The 19,713-nt window shown below is 72.5% G+C and carries 16 protein-coding genes; 8 read left to right on the plus strand and 8 right to left on the minus strand.

From position 1 onward, the window contains the following. Window positions 1-11: 11 nt before the first annotated feature. A complete protein-coding gene (locus tag ABD208_RS04470) occupies window positions 12-2,000 on the minus strand; it encodes a M13 family metallopeptidase (protein WP_344099892.1) in 1,989 nt (662 codons plus the stop codon). A gap of 255 nt (window positions 2,001-2,255) precedes the next feature. Between ABD208_RS04470 and ABD208_RS04475 the strand changes: the two genes are divergently transcribed. The 3 genes from ABD208_RS04475 (at window position 2,256) to ABD208_RS04485 (ending at window position 4,837) form a co-directional block, all read left to right on the plus strand. Continuing rightward, window positions 2,256-2,705, plus strand: a complete 450-nt coding sequence (locus ABD208_RS04475) for a ribose-5-phosphate isomerase (RefSeq protein WP_344099893.1) — start codon at window positions 2,256-2,258, stop codon at window positions 2,703-2,705. Between the two features lies 1 nt (window position 2,706). Further along, on the plus strand, window positions 2,707-4,074 hold the full coding sequence (locus ABD208_RS04480) for an Fpg/Nei family DNA glycosylase (RefSeq protein ID WP_344099895.1): 1,368 nt from the start codon (window positions 2,707-2,709) through the stop codon (window positions 4,072-4,074). 355 nt (window positions 4,075-4,429) lie between these two features. Further along, window positions 4,430-4,837 (plus strand): MGMT family protein, encoded by a 408-nt coding sequence (locus ABD208_RS04485; RefSeq protein ID WP_344099897.1) that lies wholly within the window; start codon window positions 4,430-4,432, stop codon window positions 4,835-4,837. 368 nt (window positions 4,838-5,205) lie between these two features. Here ABD208_RS04485 and ABD208_RS04490 read toward each other — a convergent pair whose 3' ends face one another. Both ABD208_RS04490 and ABD208_RS04495 read right to left on the minus strand, forming a co-directional pair. Then, window positions 5,206-6,123: a type IV toxin-antitoxin system AbiEi family antitoxin domain-containing protein gene (locus ABD208_RS04490; RefSeq protein ID WP_344099899.1), complete on the minus strand. Its 918-nt coding sequence runs from the start codon at window positions 6,121-6,123 to the stop codon at window positions 5,206-5,208. Window positions 6,124-6,629: 506 nt separating this feature from the next. Continuing rightward, window positions 6,630-7,787 carry an LLM class F420-dependent oxidoreductase gene (locus ABD208_RS04495; protein ID WP_344100037.1) on the minus strand — a complete coding sequence of 386 codons (1,158 nt, stop codon included), beginning with the start codon at window positions 7,785-7,787 and terminating at the stop codon, window positions 6,630-6,632. Between the two features lie 290 nt (window positions 7,788-8,077). On the opposite strand from ABD208_RS04495, the gene ABD208_RS04500 reads away from it, so the two are divergent. The 3 genes from ABD208_RS04500 (at window position 8,078) to ABD208_RS04510 (ending at window position 11,465) form a co-directional block, all read left to right on the plus strand. Further along, window positions 8,078-8,464 (plus strand): MmcQ/YjbR family DNA-binding protein, encoded by a 387-nt coding sequence (locus ABD208_RS04500; protein WP_344099901.1) that lies wholly within the window; start codon window positions 8,078-8,080, stop codon window positions 8,462-8,464. 199 nt (window positions 8,465-8,663) lie between these two features. After that, window positions 8,664-9,983: a glycoside hydrolase domain-containing protein gene (locus ABD208_RS04505; RefSeq protein WP_344099903.1), complete on the plus strand. Its 1,320-nt coding sequence runs from the start codon at window positions 8,664-8,666 to the stop codon at window positions 9,981-9,983. Between the two features lie 78 nt (window positions 9,984-10,061). Beyond that, window positions 10,062-11,465: an MFS transporter gene (locus ABD208_RS04510; RefSeq protein ID WP_344099905.1), complete on the plus strand. Its 1,404-nt coding sequence runs from the start codon at window positions 10,062-10,064 to the stop codon at window positions 11,463-11,465. Between the two features lie 47 nt (window positions 11,466-11,512). Here ABD208_RS04510 and cysE read toward each other — a convergent pair whose 3' ends face one another. The 4 genes from cysE to ABD208_RS04530 all read right to left on the minus strand — a co-directional run bounded on the left by cysE (window position 11,513) and on the right by ABD208_RS04530 (window position 15,836). Further along, entirely contained in the window at window positions 11,513-12,112 is a 600-nt protein-coding gene (gene cysE / locus ABD208_RS04515) for a serine O-acetyltransferase (RefSeq protein WP_344099907.1), read from the minus strand. Beyond that, window positions 12,112-13,047 (minus strand): cysteine synthase A, encoded by a 936-nt coding sequence (gene cysK / locus ABD208_RS04520; protein ID WP_344099909.1) that lies wholly within the window; start codon window positions 13,045-13,047, stop codon window positions 12,112-12,114. Before cysK ends, cysE begins: the two co-directional genes overlap by 1 nt. Before the next feature lie 362 nt (window positions 13,048-13,409). Beyond that, entirely contained in the window at window positions 13,410-14,495 is a 1,086-nt protein-coding gene (locus ABD208_RS04525) for a lytic polysaccharide monooxygenase (protein WP_344099911.1), read from the minus strand. Between the two features lie 267 nt (window positions 14,496-14,762). Beyond that, entirely contained in the window at window positions 14,763-15,836 is a 1,074-nt protein-coding gene (locus tag ABD208_RS04530) for a lytic polysaccharide monooxygenase (protein ID WP_344099913.1), read from the minus strand. 209 nt (window positions 15,837-16,045) lie between these two features. Between ABD208_RS04530 and ABD208_RS04535 the strand changes: the two genes are divergently transcribed. Further along, window positions 16,046-16,687, plus strand: a complete 642-nt coding sequence (locus ABD208_RS04535; protein ID WP_344099915.1) for an RICIN domain-containing protein — start codon at window positions 16,046-16,048, stop codon at window positions 16,685-16,687. An 84-nt stretch (window positions 16,688-16,771) separates the two neighbouring features. Next, a complete protein-coding gene (locus ABD208_RS04540) occupies window positions 16,772-17,635 on the plus strand; it encodes a carbohydrate kinase family protein (protein WP_344099917.1) in 864 nt (287 codons plus the stop codon). 134 nt (window positions 17,636-17,769) lie between these two features. Here the strand turns inward: ABD208_RS04540 and ABD208_RS04545 are convergent, their stop codons facing one another. Further along, complete coding sequence (locus tag ABD208_RS04545) at window positions 17,770-19,668, minus strand: RICIN domain-containing protein (RefSeq protein ID WP_344099919.1); 1,899 nt, start codon at window positions 19,666-19,668, stop codon at window positions 17,770-17,772. Window positions 19,669-19,713 lie beyond the last annotated feature (45 nt).

Genomic DNA, 19,713 nt, shown 5'->3' on the forward strand with positions numbered 1-19,713 from the left:
TTGCGGGCCGGTCACCAGATCTTGACGCGCTCCTCCGGCGGGAGGTACAGGGCGTCGCCGGGCGTCGTGCCGTACGTCTCGTGGAACTCGTCGAGGTTGCGGACGACGCCGTTGCAGCGGAACTCGTTGGGGGAGTGCGGGTCGACGACCAGGCGCCGCTCCACCTCCTCGTCGCGGCCCTTGGACTGCCAGACCTGGGCCCAGCCGAGGAAGATCCGCTCGAGGGCCGTCAGGCCGTCGACGTCCGGGGCCTCGGCGATCGGCTTGCCGATCGCGATCGCGTACGCCTTGATCGCGATCGACAGGCCGCCCAGGTCGCCGATGTTCTCGCCCACCGTCAGGGAGCCGTTGACGTGCGTCCCGGCGTGCTCGGGGGCGTCGAGCTGCGCCGGGCGGAACACGTCGTACTGGGCGATCAGGGCGCCGGTGCGCTTCTCGAACTCGGCGCGGTCCGCGTCCGACCACCAGTTCTCGAGCTTGCCGTCGCCGTCGTACTTGGAGCCCTGGTCGTCGAAGCCGTGGCCGATCTCGTGGCCGATGACGGCGCCGATGCCGCCGAAGTTCACGGCGTCGTCGGCGGCCGGGTCGAAGAACGGCGGCTGCAGGATGGCGGCGGGGAACACGATCTCGTTCATGCCCGGGTTGTAGTAGGCGTTGACCGTCTGCGGCGTCATGAACCACTCGTCGCGGTCCAGGGGCCGGCCGATCTTGCCGAGCTCGCGGTCCTGGTCGAAGACGTTGGAGCGGCGCACGTTCCCCAGGAGGTCCGCGGCGTCGATCGTCAGGCCCGAGTAGTCCTTCCACTTCACCGGGTAGCCCACCTTGGGCGTGAACTTCTCCAGCTTGACCAGGGCCTTGGCCGTGGTCTCCGGCGTCATCCAGTCGAGGTTCTCGATGGACTCGCGGTAGGCGGCCACGAGAGCGCCGACCAGCCGGTCCATCTTCTCCTTGTGCTCCGGCGGGAAGTGCCGGGCGACGTACTCCTGGCCCACGACCTCGCCGAGCGCGCCCTGCACCAGCGCGACGCCGCGCTTCCAGCGCTCGCGGACCTCCTGGGCTCCGGTGAGGGTGCGGCCGTAGAAGTCGAAGTTCGCCTCGACGATCTCGTCGGTGAGGTACGGGGCGCGGGCGGTGATCAGGTGGTACGCCATCCACAGCTGCCAGTCCAGCAGCGGGACCTCGGGCCAGAGGGCCGCGAAGCCCGTGGCGTAGTCCGTCTCGCGGACCACGAGCTGGTCGAGCGAGCCCTCGGGCGCGCCGAGGGCGTCCACCCAGGCCGCCCAGTCGAAGCCGGGGGCGCGCTCGACGAGCTCCGCCAGCGTCATTGGGTTGTAGACGAGCGTCGCGTCGCGCTTCTTGACCACGTCCCAGTGGTGCTCCGCGAGGCGGGCCTCGAGGGCCACGACGCGCGCGGCGGCGTCGTCGGCCGTCACACCCCAGGCCTCCTGCACGCCCGCGAACCCGAGCATGCGGGCCACGTGCGGCGTGTACCGGGCGTATACCTCGGCGTGCTGCTCGTCGCGGTAGTACGACTCGTCCGGCAGGCCGAGGCCCGCCTGGGTCAGGTAGACGACGTAGCGCTCGGTGTCCTTGGCGTCGTTGTCCACCCACATGCCGACGGCGCCCGCGCCGCCCGTGCGCTGCAGCGCGCCGAGCGCGCGCGTGAGGGCGGCGTGGTCCGCGGCGTCGCGGATCAGGGCGAGGTCCTGTGCGAGCGGCTCGGTGCCGAGCGCCTCGATGTGCGCGGTGTCCATGAAGCTCGCGTACAGGTCGCCGATCTGCGAACCCGCCGGGGCGTCCGTGATGATCTCGCGGACGTGCTCCTCGGCCTGGTCGAACAGGGCGCGGAACGCGCCGTCCATCGCGCGGTCCGCCGGGATCTCGTGGGCGTCGATCCAGCGGCCGTTGACATGGCGGAACAGGTCGTCCTGCGGGCGGACCCCGGGGTCCAGGGCGTCGAGGTCGATACCCGACCTCAGTGGGGTGGCTTCGGTCGTCATGCGGCCACCCTACGCGCGGGATCCTGGGACGGAGCTGGATTCGGCCGTCGGCAGACGCGGGGCGGGACGGTGGTCCCCGGCGGTGCCGTCGGTCGCCGGAGAACGGCGGATCGTGCGAGCGGCGTCGTGCTCGGCGAGCGATGTCGCGGCAGGCGGCGTCGTCGTGCACGACGAACGACGTCGCGCCGCGGATCGGCGTCGTCCATCGTGCGGAAGCGGTCGAGAACGGAGGCGCGGTTGCGAGAAGATATGACCATGCACCTGCACATCGCCGCAGACCACGCTGGTTTCGAGCTGAAGGCCCACCTGGTGGCGCACCTGACCGACGCGGGGCACGAGGTCACCGACCACGGCGCCCACGAGTACGACCCCGCCGACGACTACCCGTCCTTCTGCCTGGCCGCGGGCGAGGCCGTGGTCGCGGAGCCGGGGTCGCTCGGCATCGTGATCGGCGGTTCCGGGAACGGCGAGCAGATCGCCGCGAACAAGGTCAACGGCGTGCGGTCCTGCCTGGCGTGGTCGGTGGAGACCGCGAGGCTGGGTCGCCAGCACAACAACGCGAACGTGGTCGCGGTGGGCGGCCGGATGCACTCGGCCGAGGAGGCGACGGCGATCGTCGAGGCCTTCGTCGCCGAGCCGTTCAGCGGCGACGCGCGCCACCAGCGGCGCATCGACCAGCTCGCCGCGTACGAGAAGACCCGCTGACTTGCCCGAGGGTCACACCGTCCACCGTCTCGCCCGTACCCTCCGGGACCTCTTCGAGGGCGAACCCCTGCGGGTCACCAGCCCGCAGGGCAGGTTCGCCGACGGCGCCGCCCTCCTGACGGGGCGGCGCCTGGTCGAGGTGGAGGCGTGGGGCAAGCAGCTGTTCTGCGCCTTCGTGCCCGACGACGGCGCCGGCTCGGCGGGGGGTTCGGCCTTGCGTACGGAGGCCTTGCGCACGGGGGCCTCGTGTAGGGATGCCTCGCCCACGCCGGCCTCCCGCGCGTCCGGCTCCGCCGGCTCGCCTCGGCCTGCGGATTCACCCGGATCCGACGACGTGCTCTGGCTGCGCACGCACCTCGGCCTCTACGGCGCGTGGACCTTCGCGGGCGACGGCACCGCCGAGGTGGCCCACGCGATCGGCGCCCCCCGCAAGCGCATCGGCGAACGCGAGTCGATCCTCGCCCCGGCCGCGGACCCGGCCGGACCCACCGCCCCCGCACAGGAGACACCCTCCACCGGCAAGGAAACCTCTGCGCGAGAAGGCGCTTCCACACGCGAGGCCGGGGCCGAGCGGGCCGCTTCGCCGCGCGTCGCCGGGCCTGCGCAAGCAGCCACTTCGGCGGACGTGGTCGGTCCCGTGCGGGCAGCTGTATCCGCGCAACGGATCGGTCTCGCGCAAGCAGCTGCTTCGGCGCCGGGTAGTGCCCTGGACCCGGGCGGGGTGCCTTCGGCGGGACGGGAATCGGAACCGCCCGCGCCGCGGGGTCAGGTGCGGGCGCGGCTGGTCGGCGCGCATGCCGTCGCCGACCTGACCGGGCCCGCAGCCTGCGAGGTCATCACCCCGGACGAGAAGGACGCCGTCACCGGCCGCCTCGGTCCCGACCCGATCCGCGACGGCGAGCCGGGCCACGACGCCGCGCGCTTCGTCACCAAGGTGGGCGGTTCGCGCGTGACCATCGGCCAGCTCCTGATGGACCAGGCCGTGATCGCGGGAGTCGGCAACATCTATCGCGCCGAGGCCCTCTTCCGTGCGGGCGTGGACCCGCTCAAGCCAGGTCGCGACGTCCCGCCGTCGTCGGCCCGTGCGATCTGGGACGACCTCGTCACCCTGATGCGCGACGGCGCCCGCACGGGCGCGATCGTCACCACCCGCCCGGAGGACCGGTCCGGGCACAGGTCCGGTGAACCGAACGAGGACCGCCGCCGCACCCGCCAGAACACCGACGGCACCCCCGGCGCCGTCCCCTCTGACCAGGCCTTCTACGTCTACCACCGCGACGGCCTGCCTTGCCGCACCTGCGCCACCCCGGTCCTCCTGAAGACCTTGGCCGGCCGCAACCTCTTCTGGTGCGGCACCTGCCAAACCTGACGGGAGATGGCCACCTGCCGGGAGAAGTTCGGCCCGATCCGCGCGCTGGTCGGTCGAAAGTCGAGCAGTCGGCCCCGCGGGGGACCGATTCCATTGACATCCGACCGACTATTCGACACCCAACCGACCGCTCGATCTCCAGCCGCGTGCTTTGACGACGGGCCGACTGCTTGACACCGAGCCGACTGCTCGACGTGCGCCTGACCGCTCGATCTCCAGTCGCTTGCTTGATGCAGGGCCGACTGCTTGACGTCGAGCCGACTGCTCGACGTGCGGCCGACTTGTCGGCACCGGGGGAGCGATCAGTGGCCGGCCGGGTGCTCGACATGGAATCGGGTGCGCCTACGATGCTGACGTGTCGGATGGTGTGGGGGCTGTGACGCCCGGCGAGGAGTATGCCGCTGCCGTGCTCGGGATCGTGCGGCGGATTCCGGTCGCGCGGGCTATGACGTACGGGCTGATCGCGGAGATCGTCGCCGAGGAACTCGGGCGGGGCGGGCCGCGGCAGGTCGGGAACGTGATGGCGGGGTCCGGCGACCGGTACAAGCATCTGGTGCCCGACGACGCCGTCGTCATCGGCCCTGCTCAGGACACGTTCGAGGTGCCGTGGTGGCGCGTGGTCAACGCGGCAGGCTCGCCGCCCGCCCGGCATCTGACCGCAGCGCTTGAGGCCCTGCGCGCCGAAGGCTGCCCGCTGACCAAGGACGGCCGACGGGTCGACCTGAAAAGCGCGATCTGGTTCCCACCCCCTGCCGCGACTTGACCCGGCCAGCTCCCTGCCGTGCGGTCGGTCCGATGTCCTTGCAGTCGGCCGCCCGAGGGGCCGACCGCTCGACTTCCGGCCGACTCGGACCGCCGTCTGGGCCGTCCGCTCGACATGTGGCCGACTCGGACCGCCGTCTGGGCCGTCCGTTCGACATGTGGCCGACTTGGACCGCCGTCTGGCTCGTCCGTTCGACATCTGGCCGAGTGGCCTGCGATCCAGTCGTTCGCTTGGCATCTGGCCGAGTGGCCTGCCATCCGGCCCTTCGTTCGGCATCCAGCTGGCCTGGATCGCCGTCGGCCCGCTGCCCGGCGTCCGGCCGGCCTGGCCCGCCGTCCGGCCGACCGCGTACCTCACCGGGATGCACGCTACAGGGGTGGAGGCATGCGGCGGTCGATCCTGAGGGAGGCGCGCATTTCCGGAGGCAGGTGGCGCGTGACCCGGTCGACCAGGGCCGCGGGCTGGTCTGCGGCAGTGGTCCGCACCATCGTCACGACCTCCGCGATCGCATCTCCGCGGCGCTTCTCGCGGAACAACTCGTCCGCGCCGTCGTGCTCGGCACCCAGGGCCCCGGTGCGGTACTTGATCTTGCCGTCGAACTCGATGGCCAGGCGAAGGCCGGGGATACCGAGGTCGGTGTGGAACGTGCCGAGCCTTGTCGGGACCGGCATCTGCGTGACCAGGTCCGGAACGCCCGCGCGGAGCAGGATGTAGCGGGTCCGGCTCTCCCACACCGATTGCGCACCGCCGTCGGCGCTCGAGATGACATGACGGGCGGCTGCGGTCCCGCGGCGGTTGCGTCTGACACCCAGGAGCTTTGCCGCCTCGTCGACGTCGAGGCCCGCTCGGACCGCGGCATCCGCGATGACCAGGGCTTCCATAGGGTGGAGTGCGAGCGCGCAGTCGACCACGGTCCGTGCGAGGTTCGTGACCGGGACGCCTGCGATCGTGACGACGTCGTCGAACGGGAGGGGGATCCGGTGGCGTGCGATGTCGGCGGACGATTTCCCTCCGGCACGGTACTGCTGGATCACGTCGACGCGCTCCGGCAGGGTCCACATCGGCAGGCCGTGGAGTGCCGCGGCGGACTTGTGGGAGAACACGTGCTCGGCCCGTAGCTGCCGGTGCAGCGCCCGGATCCTCAGGAGAAGGAGGTCCCGCGGGCGCAGGCTCGCCGGCCCGGTGTACGCCCCGCGGCGCACCCGCACCAGTTCGCCCGCCTCCGCGGACCGCCGGAGCCGGTCCCGGTCGCCCTCACGCGCAAGAAAGATCTCACTGCTGGTCACCCACCCAGCCTGACACCCCCCAACCGCGACCCCCGCCCACTATCCACACCTCCATCCCACCATTGACCCCCCTGCGCGCCCCGTGCGCCCTGTGCCCCTGTACTCCGCCGACCCCCCTAGCCCCCTAGAAGCGGTCGGCCCCATGTCGTGCGGTCGGCCGGATGTCATTGCGGTCGGTCGCCCGAGGGGCCGACGGCTCGACTTCGCGCCGACCTTGCTCGGCAAGGAGCCGACCGCTTGATAGTCCGCCGACCATGCTCCGCAATGGGCCGACGGGGCTCGGCGTCACGCCGACCGCTCGGCATCGGGCCGCCTGCCCGGCATCGGGCCGACGGCTCGACGTCGCGCCGACCCTGCCCGGCGCCGCGCCGACCTGCTCGACACCGCGTCGGCCCTGCCCGGCATCGGGCCGACAGCCCGGCGTCGGCCGGCCGTGCCCGGCAGAAGGCCGACGGCTCGACGTCGCGCCGGCCCTGCCCGGCAACGGCCCGCCGTATCGCAGGCCGTCAGCGGCCGCCCGGGATCTTCGACGGCGCCAGCTTCGACAAGGCCCGGCCCGCCGCCGCGCGGGCACCAGCGGCGCGGCGGGCCGACGGGGACGTTGTCTCGTCCTTGGCCGCGTGCTCCTGGGCGATCGACAGCACCGTCAGGACCGACGCCGGGTCGCCCTGCAGCAGCATCGTCGTCAGCAGCGTGTCCTCCCAGGCGGCGAAGCGCTCCCGGATCCGTGCGGCCGGGCCGATCAGCGCGACCTCGTCGACCAGCTCCGTCGGCACCGCGCGGGCCGCGTCCTCCTTGCGGCCCGCCAGGTACAGCTCCTGCACCTCGTCCATCGCGGACTCGTACCCCATCCGGTCCAGCGCCCGCTTGTGGAAGTTCGCGCCCTTGGCGCCCATCCCGCCCGCGTACAGCGCCACATAGGGCCGGATCAGGTCGGCGGACGCCTCGATGTCGTCGCGGACCACCACCGGGACGGTCGCGATCGCCTCGAAACCGCTCGCCGGGGAACGTTCCTCGCGCCGCTCGGCGAACCCGGCGTCCAGCTGCTCGCGGAACTCCCCGTCCAGCCGCGGCGCGTAGAACGACCCCATCCAGCCGTCCGCGATCTCCGCCGCGAGCGCGATGTTCTTCGGCCCCTGCGCCGCCAGCACGACCGGGATCTCCGGGCGGAACGGGTGGACCGTCGGCTTCAGCGCCTTGCCCAGCCCGGTCGCGCCGGTCGCGTCGGCAGGCAGCGGGATGGTGTAGAAAGAGCCGTCGTAGGCCACGGGGCGCTCGCGGGCGATCACCTCGCGCACGATCTCGACGAACTCGCGGGTGCGGGCCAGCGGCTTCTGGTACGGCTGCCCGTACCAGCCCTCCACGACCTGCGGGCCGGAGGCGCCGAGCCCCAGCACGAACCGTCCGCGCGACAGATGGTCCAGCGTGATCGCGTGCATCGCCGTGGCCACGGGCGTCCGCGCCGCCATCTGGGCGATGCCCGTCCCGAGTCGCACGTTCCTGGTGCGCGCGCCCCACCAGGCCAGTGGCGTGAACGCGTCGGAGCCGTACGCCTCCGCGGTCCAGATCGAGTCGAGGCCGAGCTTGTCCCCGAGCCCGATGGCCTGCTGGATCCCCTTCGGGGGCTTGCGTGACCAGTAGCCGGTCTGGAGGCCGATGCGCATGGTGGAGTCCTCGTCGTCGAGCGGGCAGGTTTCTGCGACTGCGCGTCCCAGGTACTGCGGACACCTTACCGTGGACGACGACGACGCCGCCCGGCTCGGTACGACGTCGGCCCAGGTGCCCGCCGGGCTCGGCAGGACGTCCGTCCACCTACCGCCGGGCTCGGCAGGACGTCGGCCCACCTGCCCCGCCGGGCTCGGCAGGACGTCCGCCCACCTACCCCGCTGGGTTTGGTACGACGTCGCCCCACGTGCCCCGCCGAGGGCAACACTCCCCGCGTACGCTGCGGCGCATGGCGACCTACGACGACGTCGAACGCCTCGTGGCGAAACTGCCGGAGGTGTCCGAGGGCACGCGCTTCCACCACCGCACCTGGTACGTGGCCGGCAAGGCGTTCGCCTGGGAGCGCCCGTTCACCAAGGCGGACCTCAGGCGCTTCGGCGAGGCCCCCGTGCCGCCGGGCCCGATCCTCGCGGTCGGCACCGACGACCTGCAGGACAAGGAGGCGATCCTCGCCGCGGCCCGCCCGGGCTTCTTCACGATCCAGCACTTCGACGGCTTCCCCGGGGTGCTGATCCAGCTCGACGCCGTCTCGGACGAGAACCTCGCCGAGGCCCTCGAGGACGCCTGGCTGGCCAAGGCCCCGCCCGCGCTGGCGGAACGCCACCTACGCGCCTGAACCCGGCTCCGCGCTGGAGGCCCGCTCCGCACCTGAGCCCGGCTCTGCACCTGAGCCCGGCTGGACGCCGGAACCCGGCCGGACGCCGGAACCCAGCCACGATCGCGGACACCCCGCGGATCCGATCACGCGTTGACGGACGGTGGCCACGGGCGGATGATCTCTAGGAGGGGGTAGTTCGGTTCTCCGGAGGTGCGCCATGAGGCGCTGGAAGTCACGAGGTCTGGCCGCGATCGGCGGCGTCCTGGCGTTCCTGGTCGTGGGCCTCGCCCCGCCCGCGGCGGCCGAACCCGAGACCCCGGTGGCCTACCCCTCTGGGTCGACCGTGACACGCGCGGACCGCCTCGGCTTCGACGCCTGCACCGCCCCCTCCCGCGCCGCGCTCGACGCCTGGAACGGGACCTCGCCGTACCGGGCCGTCAACATCTACTTCGGCGGCAACAACCGCGCGTGCGCGCAACCGAACCTCACCAGGGACTGGGTCCACGACGTCACGGCCGCCGGCTGGAAGCTGCTGCCCACCTACTTCGGGTACCAGCCGTTCTGCATGTTCGGCGACAAGCCGCACCGCTACACCGTCACCAGCGCCGCGGCCCGCGGGAACAGCGACGCCGACGACGCCGTCGCACGCGCCGCGGCGCTCGGCGTCCGGCCGGGCAGCGCCCTGTACGCGGACGTGGAGCACTACGACCGCGAGAACTCGACGTGCCGCACGGCGGTGCGCCGCTACGTCTCGGCCTGGACCAAGTCCCTGCACGCCGACGGATACCTGGCGGGCGTCTACGTCCACCAGGACTCCGGCCTGCGCGACCTGTCCAACTCCTACGACTCGACCAGCTACGCCCGTCCCGACGCGGTCTGGATGGCCCGCTGGGACGGCTCGACCTCGCTCCAGGGCTGGCCCACCGCCCCCGACTCGCACTGGTCCGCCTACCAGCGCGCCAAGCAGTACCGCGGCGACCACGACGAGACCTGGGGAGGGGTGACCATCAACATCGACTCCGACGTCCTGCGGGCTCCCGTGGCCACCGTCGCCCGCACCTACCGGGTCACGAGCACCAGCCCCCTGAACGCCCGCAGCGGGCCCGCCGCCTCCTACCCGGTCGTCCGCACCCACGAGCCGGGAGCGACCCTCTCGGTGCTGTGCCAGGCCACCGGCCAGCAGGTCGGCACCACCAAGGTCTGGGACCGGCTGGCAGGCGGGGCGTGGGTCAGCGACTACTACGTCTCGACGCCGTCGGACACGACCTTCACCTCCTCGATCCCGCGCTGCCTCTACCCGGGACAGGTGACGATCGACACGCTCAACGCCCGCACCGGCCCCGGCACGTCCTTCCCCGTCACGGGCAGCCAGCTGCGCCGCGGCGCGCTCGCCCACGTGATCTGCCAGAAGGCCGGCGGCACCGTCGGCACCACGAACGTCTGGAACAAGCTGCGCGACGGCCGCTGGGTCACCGACTACTACGTCGCCAACCGCTCCAACACCACGTGGAGCGCCCCGGTCCCGCGCTGCCCGTGACGGGCCGGTCACCAGGCGGCGCGCGCCGCGTCCGATATCCGCTCGCCGCGCGGCCGCCGGCCGGGGCAGGATCGCCCGGTGACATCATCTCCACCCAGCGGGGCCCTCGGCTTCTGGCGCGAGCTCCCCGTGAGCGGCCGCTGGCTCCTGTCGACCGTTGTCCTGCAGTTCTTCGGCCGCGGCCTCACCCTGCCGTTCACCATCATCTACCTGCACGAGGTCCGCGGGTTCTCCCTCGACCTCGCGGGGACCCTGATGGGCGTGCTCGCCGCCGTCGGCCTCGCCGTCACGGCGCCGGCCGGAACGCTCATCGACCGCCTCGGTGCGCGCGTCGTCATCCTCGGCGGGCTGGCCTGCGCCGTCGTCGGCTACACGGTGCTCGCCTTCGCCACCGAACCCTGGACGGCGGCGCTCGGCCTGGCGCTCGCGGGCGTCTTCATGGGCGTCTCCTGGCCCGCGAACAACAGCCTCGTCGCCACGATCGTCACCGGCGACCTGCGTCAGCGCTACTTCGGCGTCAACTTCGCGCTCCTCAACCTCGGCATCGGGGTGGGCGGCGTCGTGGGCGGCCTCGCCATGGACGTCGACCGGCCGGTCACCTTCGTCGCCGCCTTCCTGGTGAACGCCGCGTCCTTCGTCATCCCGGCCGTGGTCCTGTTCGGCCCGCTGCGCGGCCTGTCCGGCCGTGCGGTCCGCGAGGTCCGCACGATGCCCGACGACGACGCCGCGGGCGGCACCGCGACCTCGCCCGCCGGATCCGCCGCGGGCCAGGGGGAGACGGCACCCGCGGCGGGCGGGAGCCCGGCGTCGTCGGGCGCCGCCGCGACCCGCCCCGGAACCGAGAGCTACCCGGCGATCCTGCGGCGCCCCGAGGTGCTCTGGCTGACGGTCCTCACGCTGCTCGCGTCGTTCGCGGGATACGGCCAGATGGAGGGCGGCTTCCCGGCCTACGCGCGCGGGGTCGCCGGGGTCTCGACCCAGGTCATCGGGTTCGCGTTCGTCGTCAACACGGTGGTCATCGTCGCCCTGCAGTTCTGGGTCATGAACCGCACGCGGGGCCGGCGCCGCACCTTCGTCCTCGCCCTGATGGCGATCGTGTGGGCGGCGGCCTGGGTGCTGCTGGGCCTGACCGGCCTCATGCCGGGCGGCGTGGCCGCGGCCGCGACGGTGCTGCTCTTCCACGCCGTCTTCGCCCTGGGCGAGACCCTCCAGCAGACCGCCCTGCCCGCCCTCACCAACGACATGGCCCCGGATCACCTCCGGGGCCGGTACAACGCGATCAGCTCGGGCGCCTTCCAGGTCGGGGCCATCGCGGCCCCGGTGGCCGCCGGGTTCCTGCTGGACCGCGGCCTGTCCGTGGCCTTCATCGCCCTCGTCACGCTCGGCTGCCTGTCGATCGCGGGCATCGCCCTCGCGCTGCGCCGCCGGATCACGGCGGAGGTGGACGGCTCCCCGCAGCCGGCGCTGTCGCCGCACACCTGACGGCCGGCCGGCGGGGAGCGGCGCGGGCCGCCGCGACCCGCCGGTCCTCAGATGGCGTACTCGATCAGCTGGGACGGGTCCTGCAGGGGTTCCGTCCCGCGGTCGGTGGCCGGCATGCGGTTCCGTGCCGGGACGCCCACCGCCACCGCCCCGTTCGGGACGTCGTGGGTCACCACCGCGTTGGCGCCGATCTTCGCGTCGTCGCCCACCCACAGGGGGCCCAGCACCTTCGCGCCGGAGCCCACCAGGACGCGGTCGCCGAGGGTCGGGTGGCGCTTGCCCGGGCTCATCGAGCGGCCGCCGAGGGTCACGCCGTGAAACAGCAGGCAGTCGTCGCCGACCTCCGCCGTCGCGCCGATCACCACGCCCATGCCGTGGTCGATGAACAGCCGCCGGCCGATCCGGGCCGCCGGATGGATCTCCACCCCGGTCAGCATCCGCGAGACCAGCGACAGCACCCGCGCCGGCAGCCGCAGCGCGGGCCGCTGCCACATGGCGTGGGCGAACCGGTAGTGCCATACGGCGTGCACACCGGGGTACGTCATCACGACCGCGCCGAGCGAGGTCGCGGCCGGGTCCTGGGCACGCGCGGTCTCGGCGTCCTCCACGAGGAGCCGCCAGAAGGAGGGTGCCCAGGACCGTGCCATCAGTCGACCAGGCCCTCGAACAGCGGGGTGGACAGGTAGCGCTCGCCGAAGTCCGGGGCGATGACGACGATCGTCTTGCCCGCGTTCTCCTCGCGCGCCGCCACCTGGAGCGCGGCCGCGAACGCCGCGCCGGAGGACGAGCCCACCAGCAGGCCCTCCTCGGCGGCCGAGCGCTTCGCCGTCTCGATCGCGGTGCCGAAGTTGATGTCGATGACCTCGTCGTACACCTCGCGGTCGAGGATCTCCGGCACGAAGTTCGCGCCGATGCCCTGGATCTTGTGCGGGCCGGGCTGGCCGCCGTTCAGGATCGCGGACTCCTCGGGCTCCACGGCGATGATCTGGATGTCCGGCTTGCGCTCCTTGAGCACCTGGCCGACGCCCGTGATCGTGCCGCCCGTGCCGATCCCCGCCACCACGATGTCGACGTTGCCGTCGGTGTCGGCCCAGATCTCCTCGGCCGTGGTCTCGCGGTGGATCTTCGGGTTGGCCTCGTTGGCGAACTGGCGGGCCAGCACGGCGCCCTCGCGCTCCTGCGCGATCTTCTCGGCGGCCGCGACGGCGCCCTTCATGCCCTCGGCGCCCGGCGTCAGCACGAGCTCCGCGCCGAACGCCCGCAGCAGCGCGCGGCGCTCCTTGGACATCGTCTCCGGCATCGCCAGCACGACCTTGTAGCCGCGCGAGGCGCCCACCCAGGCCAGGGCGATGCCCGTGTTGCCCGAGGTGCCCTCGACGATCGTGCCGCCCTCCTTCAGCTCACCCGACTCCTCGGCGGCGTTGATGATGGAGACGCCGATCCGGTCCTTGACCGAGTTGGCCGGGTTGTAGAACTCGAGCTTGGCGAGGACCGTGGCGGGCAGGTCCTTGGCCAGGGAGTTGAGCTTCACCAGCGGGGTGTTGCCGATGAGCTTGGTCGCGTCGTCATAGATGCGGGCCATGGTGTCTCTTCCTTCGTGTCGTGCGGCGGTTGGGCTGGTCCGTGTCCGACGACGTCGCGCGGGTGCGCGCGCCGCCGGTTGTCCCTGGGGTCGATGGTGGGAAAGATCGGGAGCGTCGCACGGGCGTCACGACCGGTGGACCGTGGGACACGGTCTCGACACAGGTCAGACGTGGCGTGGACGCTCTACCGACAGCGGCGGCACATTCGCAGCATGCGCATGCGGGGAGCCTAACCCCGCCGCGACCGATCGACAAGATAGGTCTCACTGATTGGTCACGTCGATGTGTGACGCACCCTCACCCAGCCCTCCGCGCGGTCTCCGGGTGCGGTGTGCGCGACCGCACCCGGAGACGTGGGCCATCAGGCCGGGGTGCAGGTGGCGCTCAGGCCGGTTGCGGTCCCGTTCGCCACGAAGCCGGCCGTCGTGGTGCCGCCCGCGGGCAGGCTGCCGTTCCAGCCCGCGTTGGTCAGGGTGTTCGTGCCCGACAGCGTCGAGTTCCAGGACTGGGTGATCGTCGTGCCGCCGACGACGACCTTCCACCCCGTGATCGCGCTGCTGCCCGCCGTCACGACCACCTCACCCTGGTAGCCGCCGCCCCAGGAGTTGGTCACCCGGATCGCGGCGGCGCAGGAGCCGGTGCCGGGGTTCGACGGCGTCGGAGTGGCCGACGCGGTCGGGGTACCCGGCGAGCTCGGCGTGGGCGTGGCGGACGGCGTCGGCGTGGCCGACGGCCTGGGCGTGCCCGGGGACGGCGTGATGTCCCCGCCGCCGATGTTGATGTCCGAGCAGAAGAAGTAGACCTGGTCGGCGTGCGACGCCTTCCACAGGGTGAACAGCACCGCACGGCCGGAGCGGCCGGGCAGGGAGATGTCGGCGCTGTACGACGACGCCGGGGCGTACCGCGCGGTCTTCTTCAGCAGCTCGAGGTCGTCCCAGCCCACGGCCTGCGTGGTCGGGTCGAACCCGGCCCTGGTGACGTAGATCCACAGGTAGTCGGCGCCGTGGCTGGCCTGGTCGGTCAGCGTCATGGTGAAGGTGTTCGGCACGCCCTTGGCGACCCAGTCGCCGGGGACGTCCAGGGAGTTGTACCGGCCGTCGCCGGTCTGACCGGCCGAGCAGACCTGCCCGTTGGGGACGAGGGTCTCGTACTGGCCCGCGAGGCCCTCCTCGTACAGGCCGTTCCAGTTCCACATGGCGGTGGTGTCGTGCTGCCAGGCCTGCCAGCACATGGGGTCCTGTTGTTCCATCGCGGGGTTCTGGAAGTCGTCGCCCCAGCGGTTCCAGCAGCCGTAGTTGCGGGTGGGCGGGTCGGTGACGCTGCCGTGCGCCGCCGCGGGGGGTGCGGTGGCGGTGTCCGCGGCGACGACGGCGACGAGCCCCAGCGGGGCTGCCAGCGCCACGGCGGCGGTGAGAACAAGACTGCGCAGGCGCGCACGTACGGTCATGGGCTCCTCCTCGAGCTCGGCCGGCCGGCTGGCCGGCCGTGGTGACGACGCCAGGCTGGGCGAGGATCGTTGAGGAGCGCCAGCAACTTAAGCCATTAAGTGGAAAGCGCTCGCCATCGCGGGGGCGAGGCGAGCGGGTCCCGGGCACAGCTCAACGCCGGGGCGGTGACCGCGCGTGAAGTGGTCACTGCCCCGGCGTCTTCGAGATGCCGGTGGGTGGCGTACCTGGAACGTCACCTCACCGGCGCTACCGCCGGATGTGTGTCGTCAGGAGGCGGTGCAGGTGGCGCTGAGGCCACTGGCGCTGCCGCTGGCGATGAATCCCGCGGTGGTCGAGGCGCCGGACGAGAGGTTCCCGTTCCAGCCGGCGTCGGAGAGCTTGTTCCCCCCGGAGAGCGAGGCGTTCCACGCCTGGTTGATCGTCGCGCCGTTGACGGTGACGTCCCAGCCGCTGATCGCCGAGCTGCCCGCGGTGACCTTCACGTCGGCCTGGTAGCCGCCGCTCCAGGAGTTCACGACGGTGATCGCGGCGGTGCAGGACTTGGTCGTCGGGTTCGGCGACGTGTTGGGCGTCGACGTGGGCGACACGCTCGGGCTGGCCGAAGGCGTGGTCGGGTCCGGCGACGGCGTGGTCGGGTCGGGCGACGGCGTGCTGCCGGAGTTCGGGTACCAGTCCGAGCCGCCGATGTTGATGTCCGAGCACAGGTAGTACGGCTGGTCGAGGTGGCTGGCCTGCCAGATCGTGAACAGCACGGCCCGGCCGCTGCGGCCCGAGAGGTTCACGTCGGTCACGTACGGCGACTGCGCCGGGTAGCGGCCGGTCTCCTTGACCAGGTCGAGGTGCTCCCAGCCCAGGCGCGTCGTCGACGGGTTGAAGCCCGGCTTGGTCACGTAGATCCGCAGGTAGTCGGCGCCGTGGTTGGCGCCGTCGGTCAGCGTCAGCGTGAAGTTGGTCGGCACGCCCTTGGCGACCCAGCCGCCGGGGGTGTCGAGGTAGTCGTACCGCGGCGAGAACGTCTTGCCGCCGGAGCACAGCGTGCCGCTGGGCACGGCCGCCTGGTGGTTGCCGCCGACGTTCTCGCGGTACAGGCCGTTCCAGTTCCACATGGCGTTGGGGTCGTGCTGCCACGCGCCCGCGCACATCGGGTCCGTGTCCGCCATGTTCGGGTTCAGGTGGTCGTCGCCCCAGCGCTCCAGGCAGCTGTAGTTACGCGTCGGGGGGTTGGTGACACTGCCGTGAGCGGCCGCAGGGGGCGCGGTAGCGGTGTCCGCCGCGACGACGGCGACCAGGCCCAGCGGGGCGGCCAGTGCCATCGTGGCGACGAGAACGATACTGCGCATTCGCGCACGTACGGTCATGGGGTGCTCCTCCTCGAGCTGTTGCTGCCCGTGCGGGCAGCGGACTACGTGCCGCAAGGTTGTGGCGGCCGGCGGGCGGCGAGCCAGCGCTCGAATCGTTTAGCGGCGGCAGCCGGGACCACCGGGGATGTCGGTGACCCGCGGTAGGGTCTGGCTCGTCCGCCAGGCCGCCGCGAAGGAGGTTCGCCACGATGTACGACGCCGGACCGCCCGCCCGGCCCCGCGCCGCCACGGTGCTCACGTGGGTCGTCGCGGGGATCCTGTCGGCCGTCGCGGTCGTCACGACCGCGTGGGTGCTGACGCACGACGTCGGCTTTCCGCGTGCGGACGCGCGCCCGTCGCCGTCCGCCACGGTGCAGGAATCCGGCGCGAAGAAGAAGGAGGGCGACGGGAGGTCTCCGGCGAAACCGAAGCCCAGCCCGGCACCGTCGCCCTCACCGCCCCCGCCGGCGGTCGTCACGATCGCGGGTGCGGGGTCCGAGCGGTGCCTCGACGTCCCGAACGCGGCGTTCACCGACGGCGCCGCCCTCCAGATCTACGACTGCAACGACAGCGTGGCGCAGCAGTGGACGATCACCGCGACCGGGGAGCTCCGCGTGGGCGGCACCAAGTGCCTCGACGATGCGAGCGGCGGCAGCAGCGGCGTCCCGGTGGCGATCCACGAGTGCCACGGCGGGGCCAACCAGCGCTGGAGCTCCCCGGGCGACGGGAGCCTCCGCAGCGTCGCCACCGGCTTGTGCCTGGACGTCGAGGCGGCGTCCGAGGACAACGGCGCCCGCGTGCAGGTCTACGAGTGCCACTTCGGGGACAACCAGCTCTGGGACATCGGCTGAGGATCGTGCTCGAGCCCTGATCGCGCGGGGCCGCGGCCGGAAAAGCGTTGCGCCCGGACCCGGCCGATCGGTGAGGATGAGCGGATGAACGCTCCCCGCACCGTCGTCGTCGGCCCCGCGTCCTGGAACACGCTCGTCCGCCTCGACGCCCTGCCCGAGCCGCGGCCCCAGACGGTCTTCGCGCGCGATACCGTCCGCACCGTCGGCGGGACGAGCGCCGGCAAGGCGCTTCACCTCGCGGACCTGGACCTGGACGTCACGCTCGTGACCGCCGTCGGCGACGACGCCGAGGCCGAGCGCGTGCTCGGCGCGCTCGCGCGCGCGAGCGAGAGGCTGGAGGTCCTCGCGCACCGGGCCCCTGGCCCGAGCGAGCAGCACCTCAACCTCATGACCGACGACGGCGAGCGGGTCTCCATTTATCTGGCGACGCCGTCCGAGCCGGTCCGCCCGGACGACGCCCGGGTGGCCGCCCGCCTGGCCGCCGCGGAGAACATCGTCCTCGACCTCAGCCCGAGCGGCCTGGACCTGATCCCGGCGGCCCGCGCGAGCGGCGCCGACCTCTGGACGGACCTCCACGACTACGACGGCGAGGCCGCGTTCCACCGCCCCTTCGCCGACGCCTGCTCCCACATCTTCCTGAACGACGACGGCGTCGACGGCCCGGACGAACGGGCGTCCCTGATGCGCACGCTCGTGGACCGAGGCGCCACCACGGTGGTCTGCACCCTCGGCGCGAAGGGCGCGATCGCCCTCACGAACCACGGCTGGTCGGAATGCCCGGCCGAACCGGCCGACGTCGTCGACACCAACGGCGCCGGCGACGCCTTCTTCGCCGGCTTCCTGGCCGCCCACCTCACGGGCGCGACCACCCCGGAATCCCTCCGGGCCGGCGCCCGCCAGGCCACCCGGGCGCTCGCCACCCACCACCTGAGCCCCGCCCTCGCCTGACCGATGCGGGGCAGGCAGTTATCGCCGATGAGAGCGCGCTCATCCGCGATGACTGCCTGCCCCGCGACTTCTGCCTGCCAGGAAGCACCGGCCGCGGAGCGGGCAGATGGATCGCCGACGCGATCCGGGCGGGGTCAGGAGACCTTGGCGAGGCGGAACCGCTGGGTCGCGGCGCCCGTGCACGGTTGCTGGGTGAAGCCCGTGCCGTCGGCGGTGGTGGCCGCGCCCAGGGCCAGGCACTTGCCGCTGTGGCGGGCCGTGAACGTGTGGCCGTCGCCGGAGCGGGCGGGGCGCCACTGCTGGTTGGTGCCGCCCACGTAGGTCCACAGGTGGATGCGGGCGCCGTCGGCGGTCGTGCCCGGGCCGCCGTCGACGTCCCAGACCTTGCCGGCGTGCTGGTTGACCACCTGGTAGTGGCCGTCGGCGGTAGCGCGGAACTGCCAGCGGTGGTTCGCCTGGGTGGCGGCGCCGCAGGTCCACTGCTGGAGGCGGGTGCCGTCCGCGGTGCCCCAGTCGGCGGCGTCGAGGCACTTGCCGCTCGCGGCGGGCCGCACCTGGTACCAGGCGCCGGTGTCGATGCCGGGGTCCGCGGGGTTCGTGGCCTGCGGGTCCCAGGTGAACGTGGCCACGGATCGCGCGGGCAGGGCGTACCGCAGCGAGCGGCCCTCGTCCGTGACCGAGACGGTCTGCCGGGCGGACGTCGCGTTCACGACGTACGCGACCCGCGTCCCGTCCGGGTTCTGCAGGACGACGTTCTGCACGCCGCCCGGGCCCTGGCCGGTGGATCCGATCCGCCGGGCGCCCGGGTCCGCGAACTTGGTCAGGTGCCCCAGCGTGTAGAACTCGGCGTTGCGCCGCACCGTGCCGCCCGAGATCTCGACGACGCCGTTGCAGCGCGTCCCGCAGTGGCCCTGGTGCGGGCCGCCGTTCTGGTCGAGCGCGAGGTTCCAGTTGATCACCGTCTCGCCGCCGTTGCGCAGGTTCCGCACCACGAGGTTCTCCGCGTGCCACAGGAGCGTGTCGCCGAACGTCGTCGCGGGATCCGTGCTGTCGGTGCCCGAGCACTCGGTGAAGTACACCCGCTCGCCCGCGGCCACGAGCTGCGCCTGGGACTCGGGGGAGCCGCCGTAGCAGTGGAACGCCGCGCCCTGCACGCGTGCGATGTCGCGGGTGGCGGCCAGCACCTCCAGCGGGTAGTCCGGCCGGTCCCAGTTGTGGTCGTAGGACCACAGCTGGGTGTCCAGCCCCGCCGCGGTCAGCCGGCGGTCGAGCTCGCGGAGGAACTCGGCCTGCTGGGCGGCCGACATGCTCGTGGACGGGTAGCTCGTGGCGAACAGCGGCTCGTTCTGCGCGGTCAGATCGGCCAGGTGGATCCCGGCGGCGTCGTACGCCTGGATCGCCTTGACCAGGTACGCGGCGTAGTCGTCGTAGTGGTCCGGCAGCAGGCTGCCGCCGTTGAGCGAGCCGCCGGACTTCATCCAGGCGGGCGGCGACCAGGGCGACCCCATGAACCGGAGCCCTGAGTTCACGGCGCGCGCGTCGCGCAGCACCGGCAGGATCTCCTGCTCGTCCCGCGCGATCGAGAACGCGCCGCGCGTGTCCTCGTAGGTGTAGAAGCCGCCGGAGTTGAAGTCGCTGCTCCCGAGCGGCTGACGCAGGTAGCTCAGCCCGATCCCGTCGCCGTCCCGCGAGAACAGCGAGCGCAGCAGGGCGGTACGGGCGGTGCCGGGCAGGTCGTTGATCAACGACGCCGAGGCCTCGGTGACCGACGCGCCCGCGCCGCTGAACCGCTGGTGCGTGGTGCCGGCGTCGACCGCGATGTCGATCGCGGCGGGCGCGGCGTCGAACGGCACGCTGCCGGCGTGGGTCAGGCGGCTGCCGCCGTCGGACGTCGTGATCCAGACGTCGGCGCTGATCGGGACAGCGGAGGCGGGGACGACGGCGGTGGTGGCGGCGGTGACCGCGGTGACGGCCGCCGCGCCGAGCGCCGCGAGTGCGGCCCGCGCGGGCAGGTGACGGGTGGTGCGCTTCATTGCGACTCCCTCGGTCGATGGACGTGAGGCAGCTTATCCGACTTG

It is taken from the genome of Myceligenerans crystallogenes, from assembly GCF_039529775.1.
GTDB lineage: Bacteria > Actinomycetota > Actinomycetes > Actinomycetales > Cellulomonadaceae > Myceligenerans > Myceligenerans crystallogenes.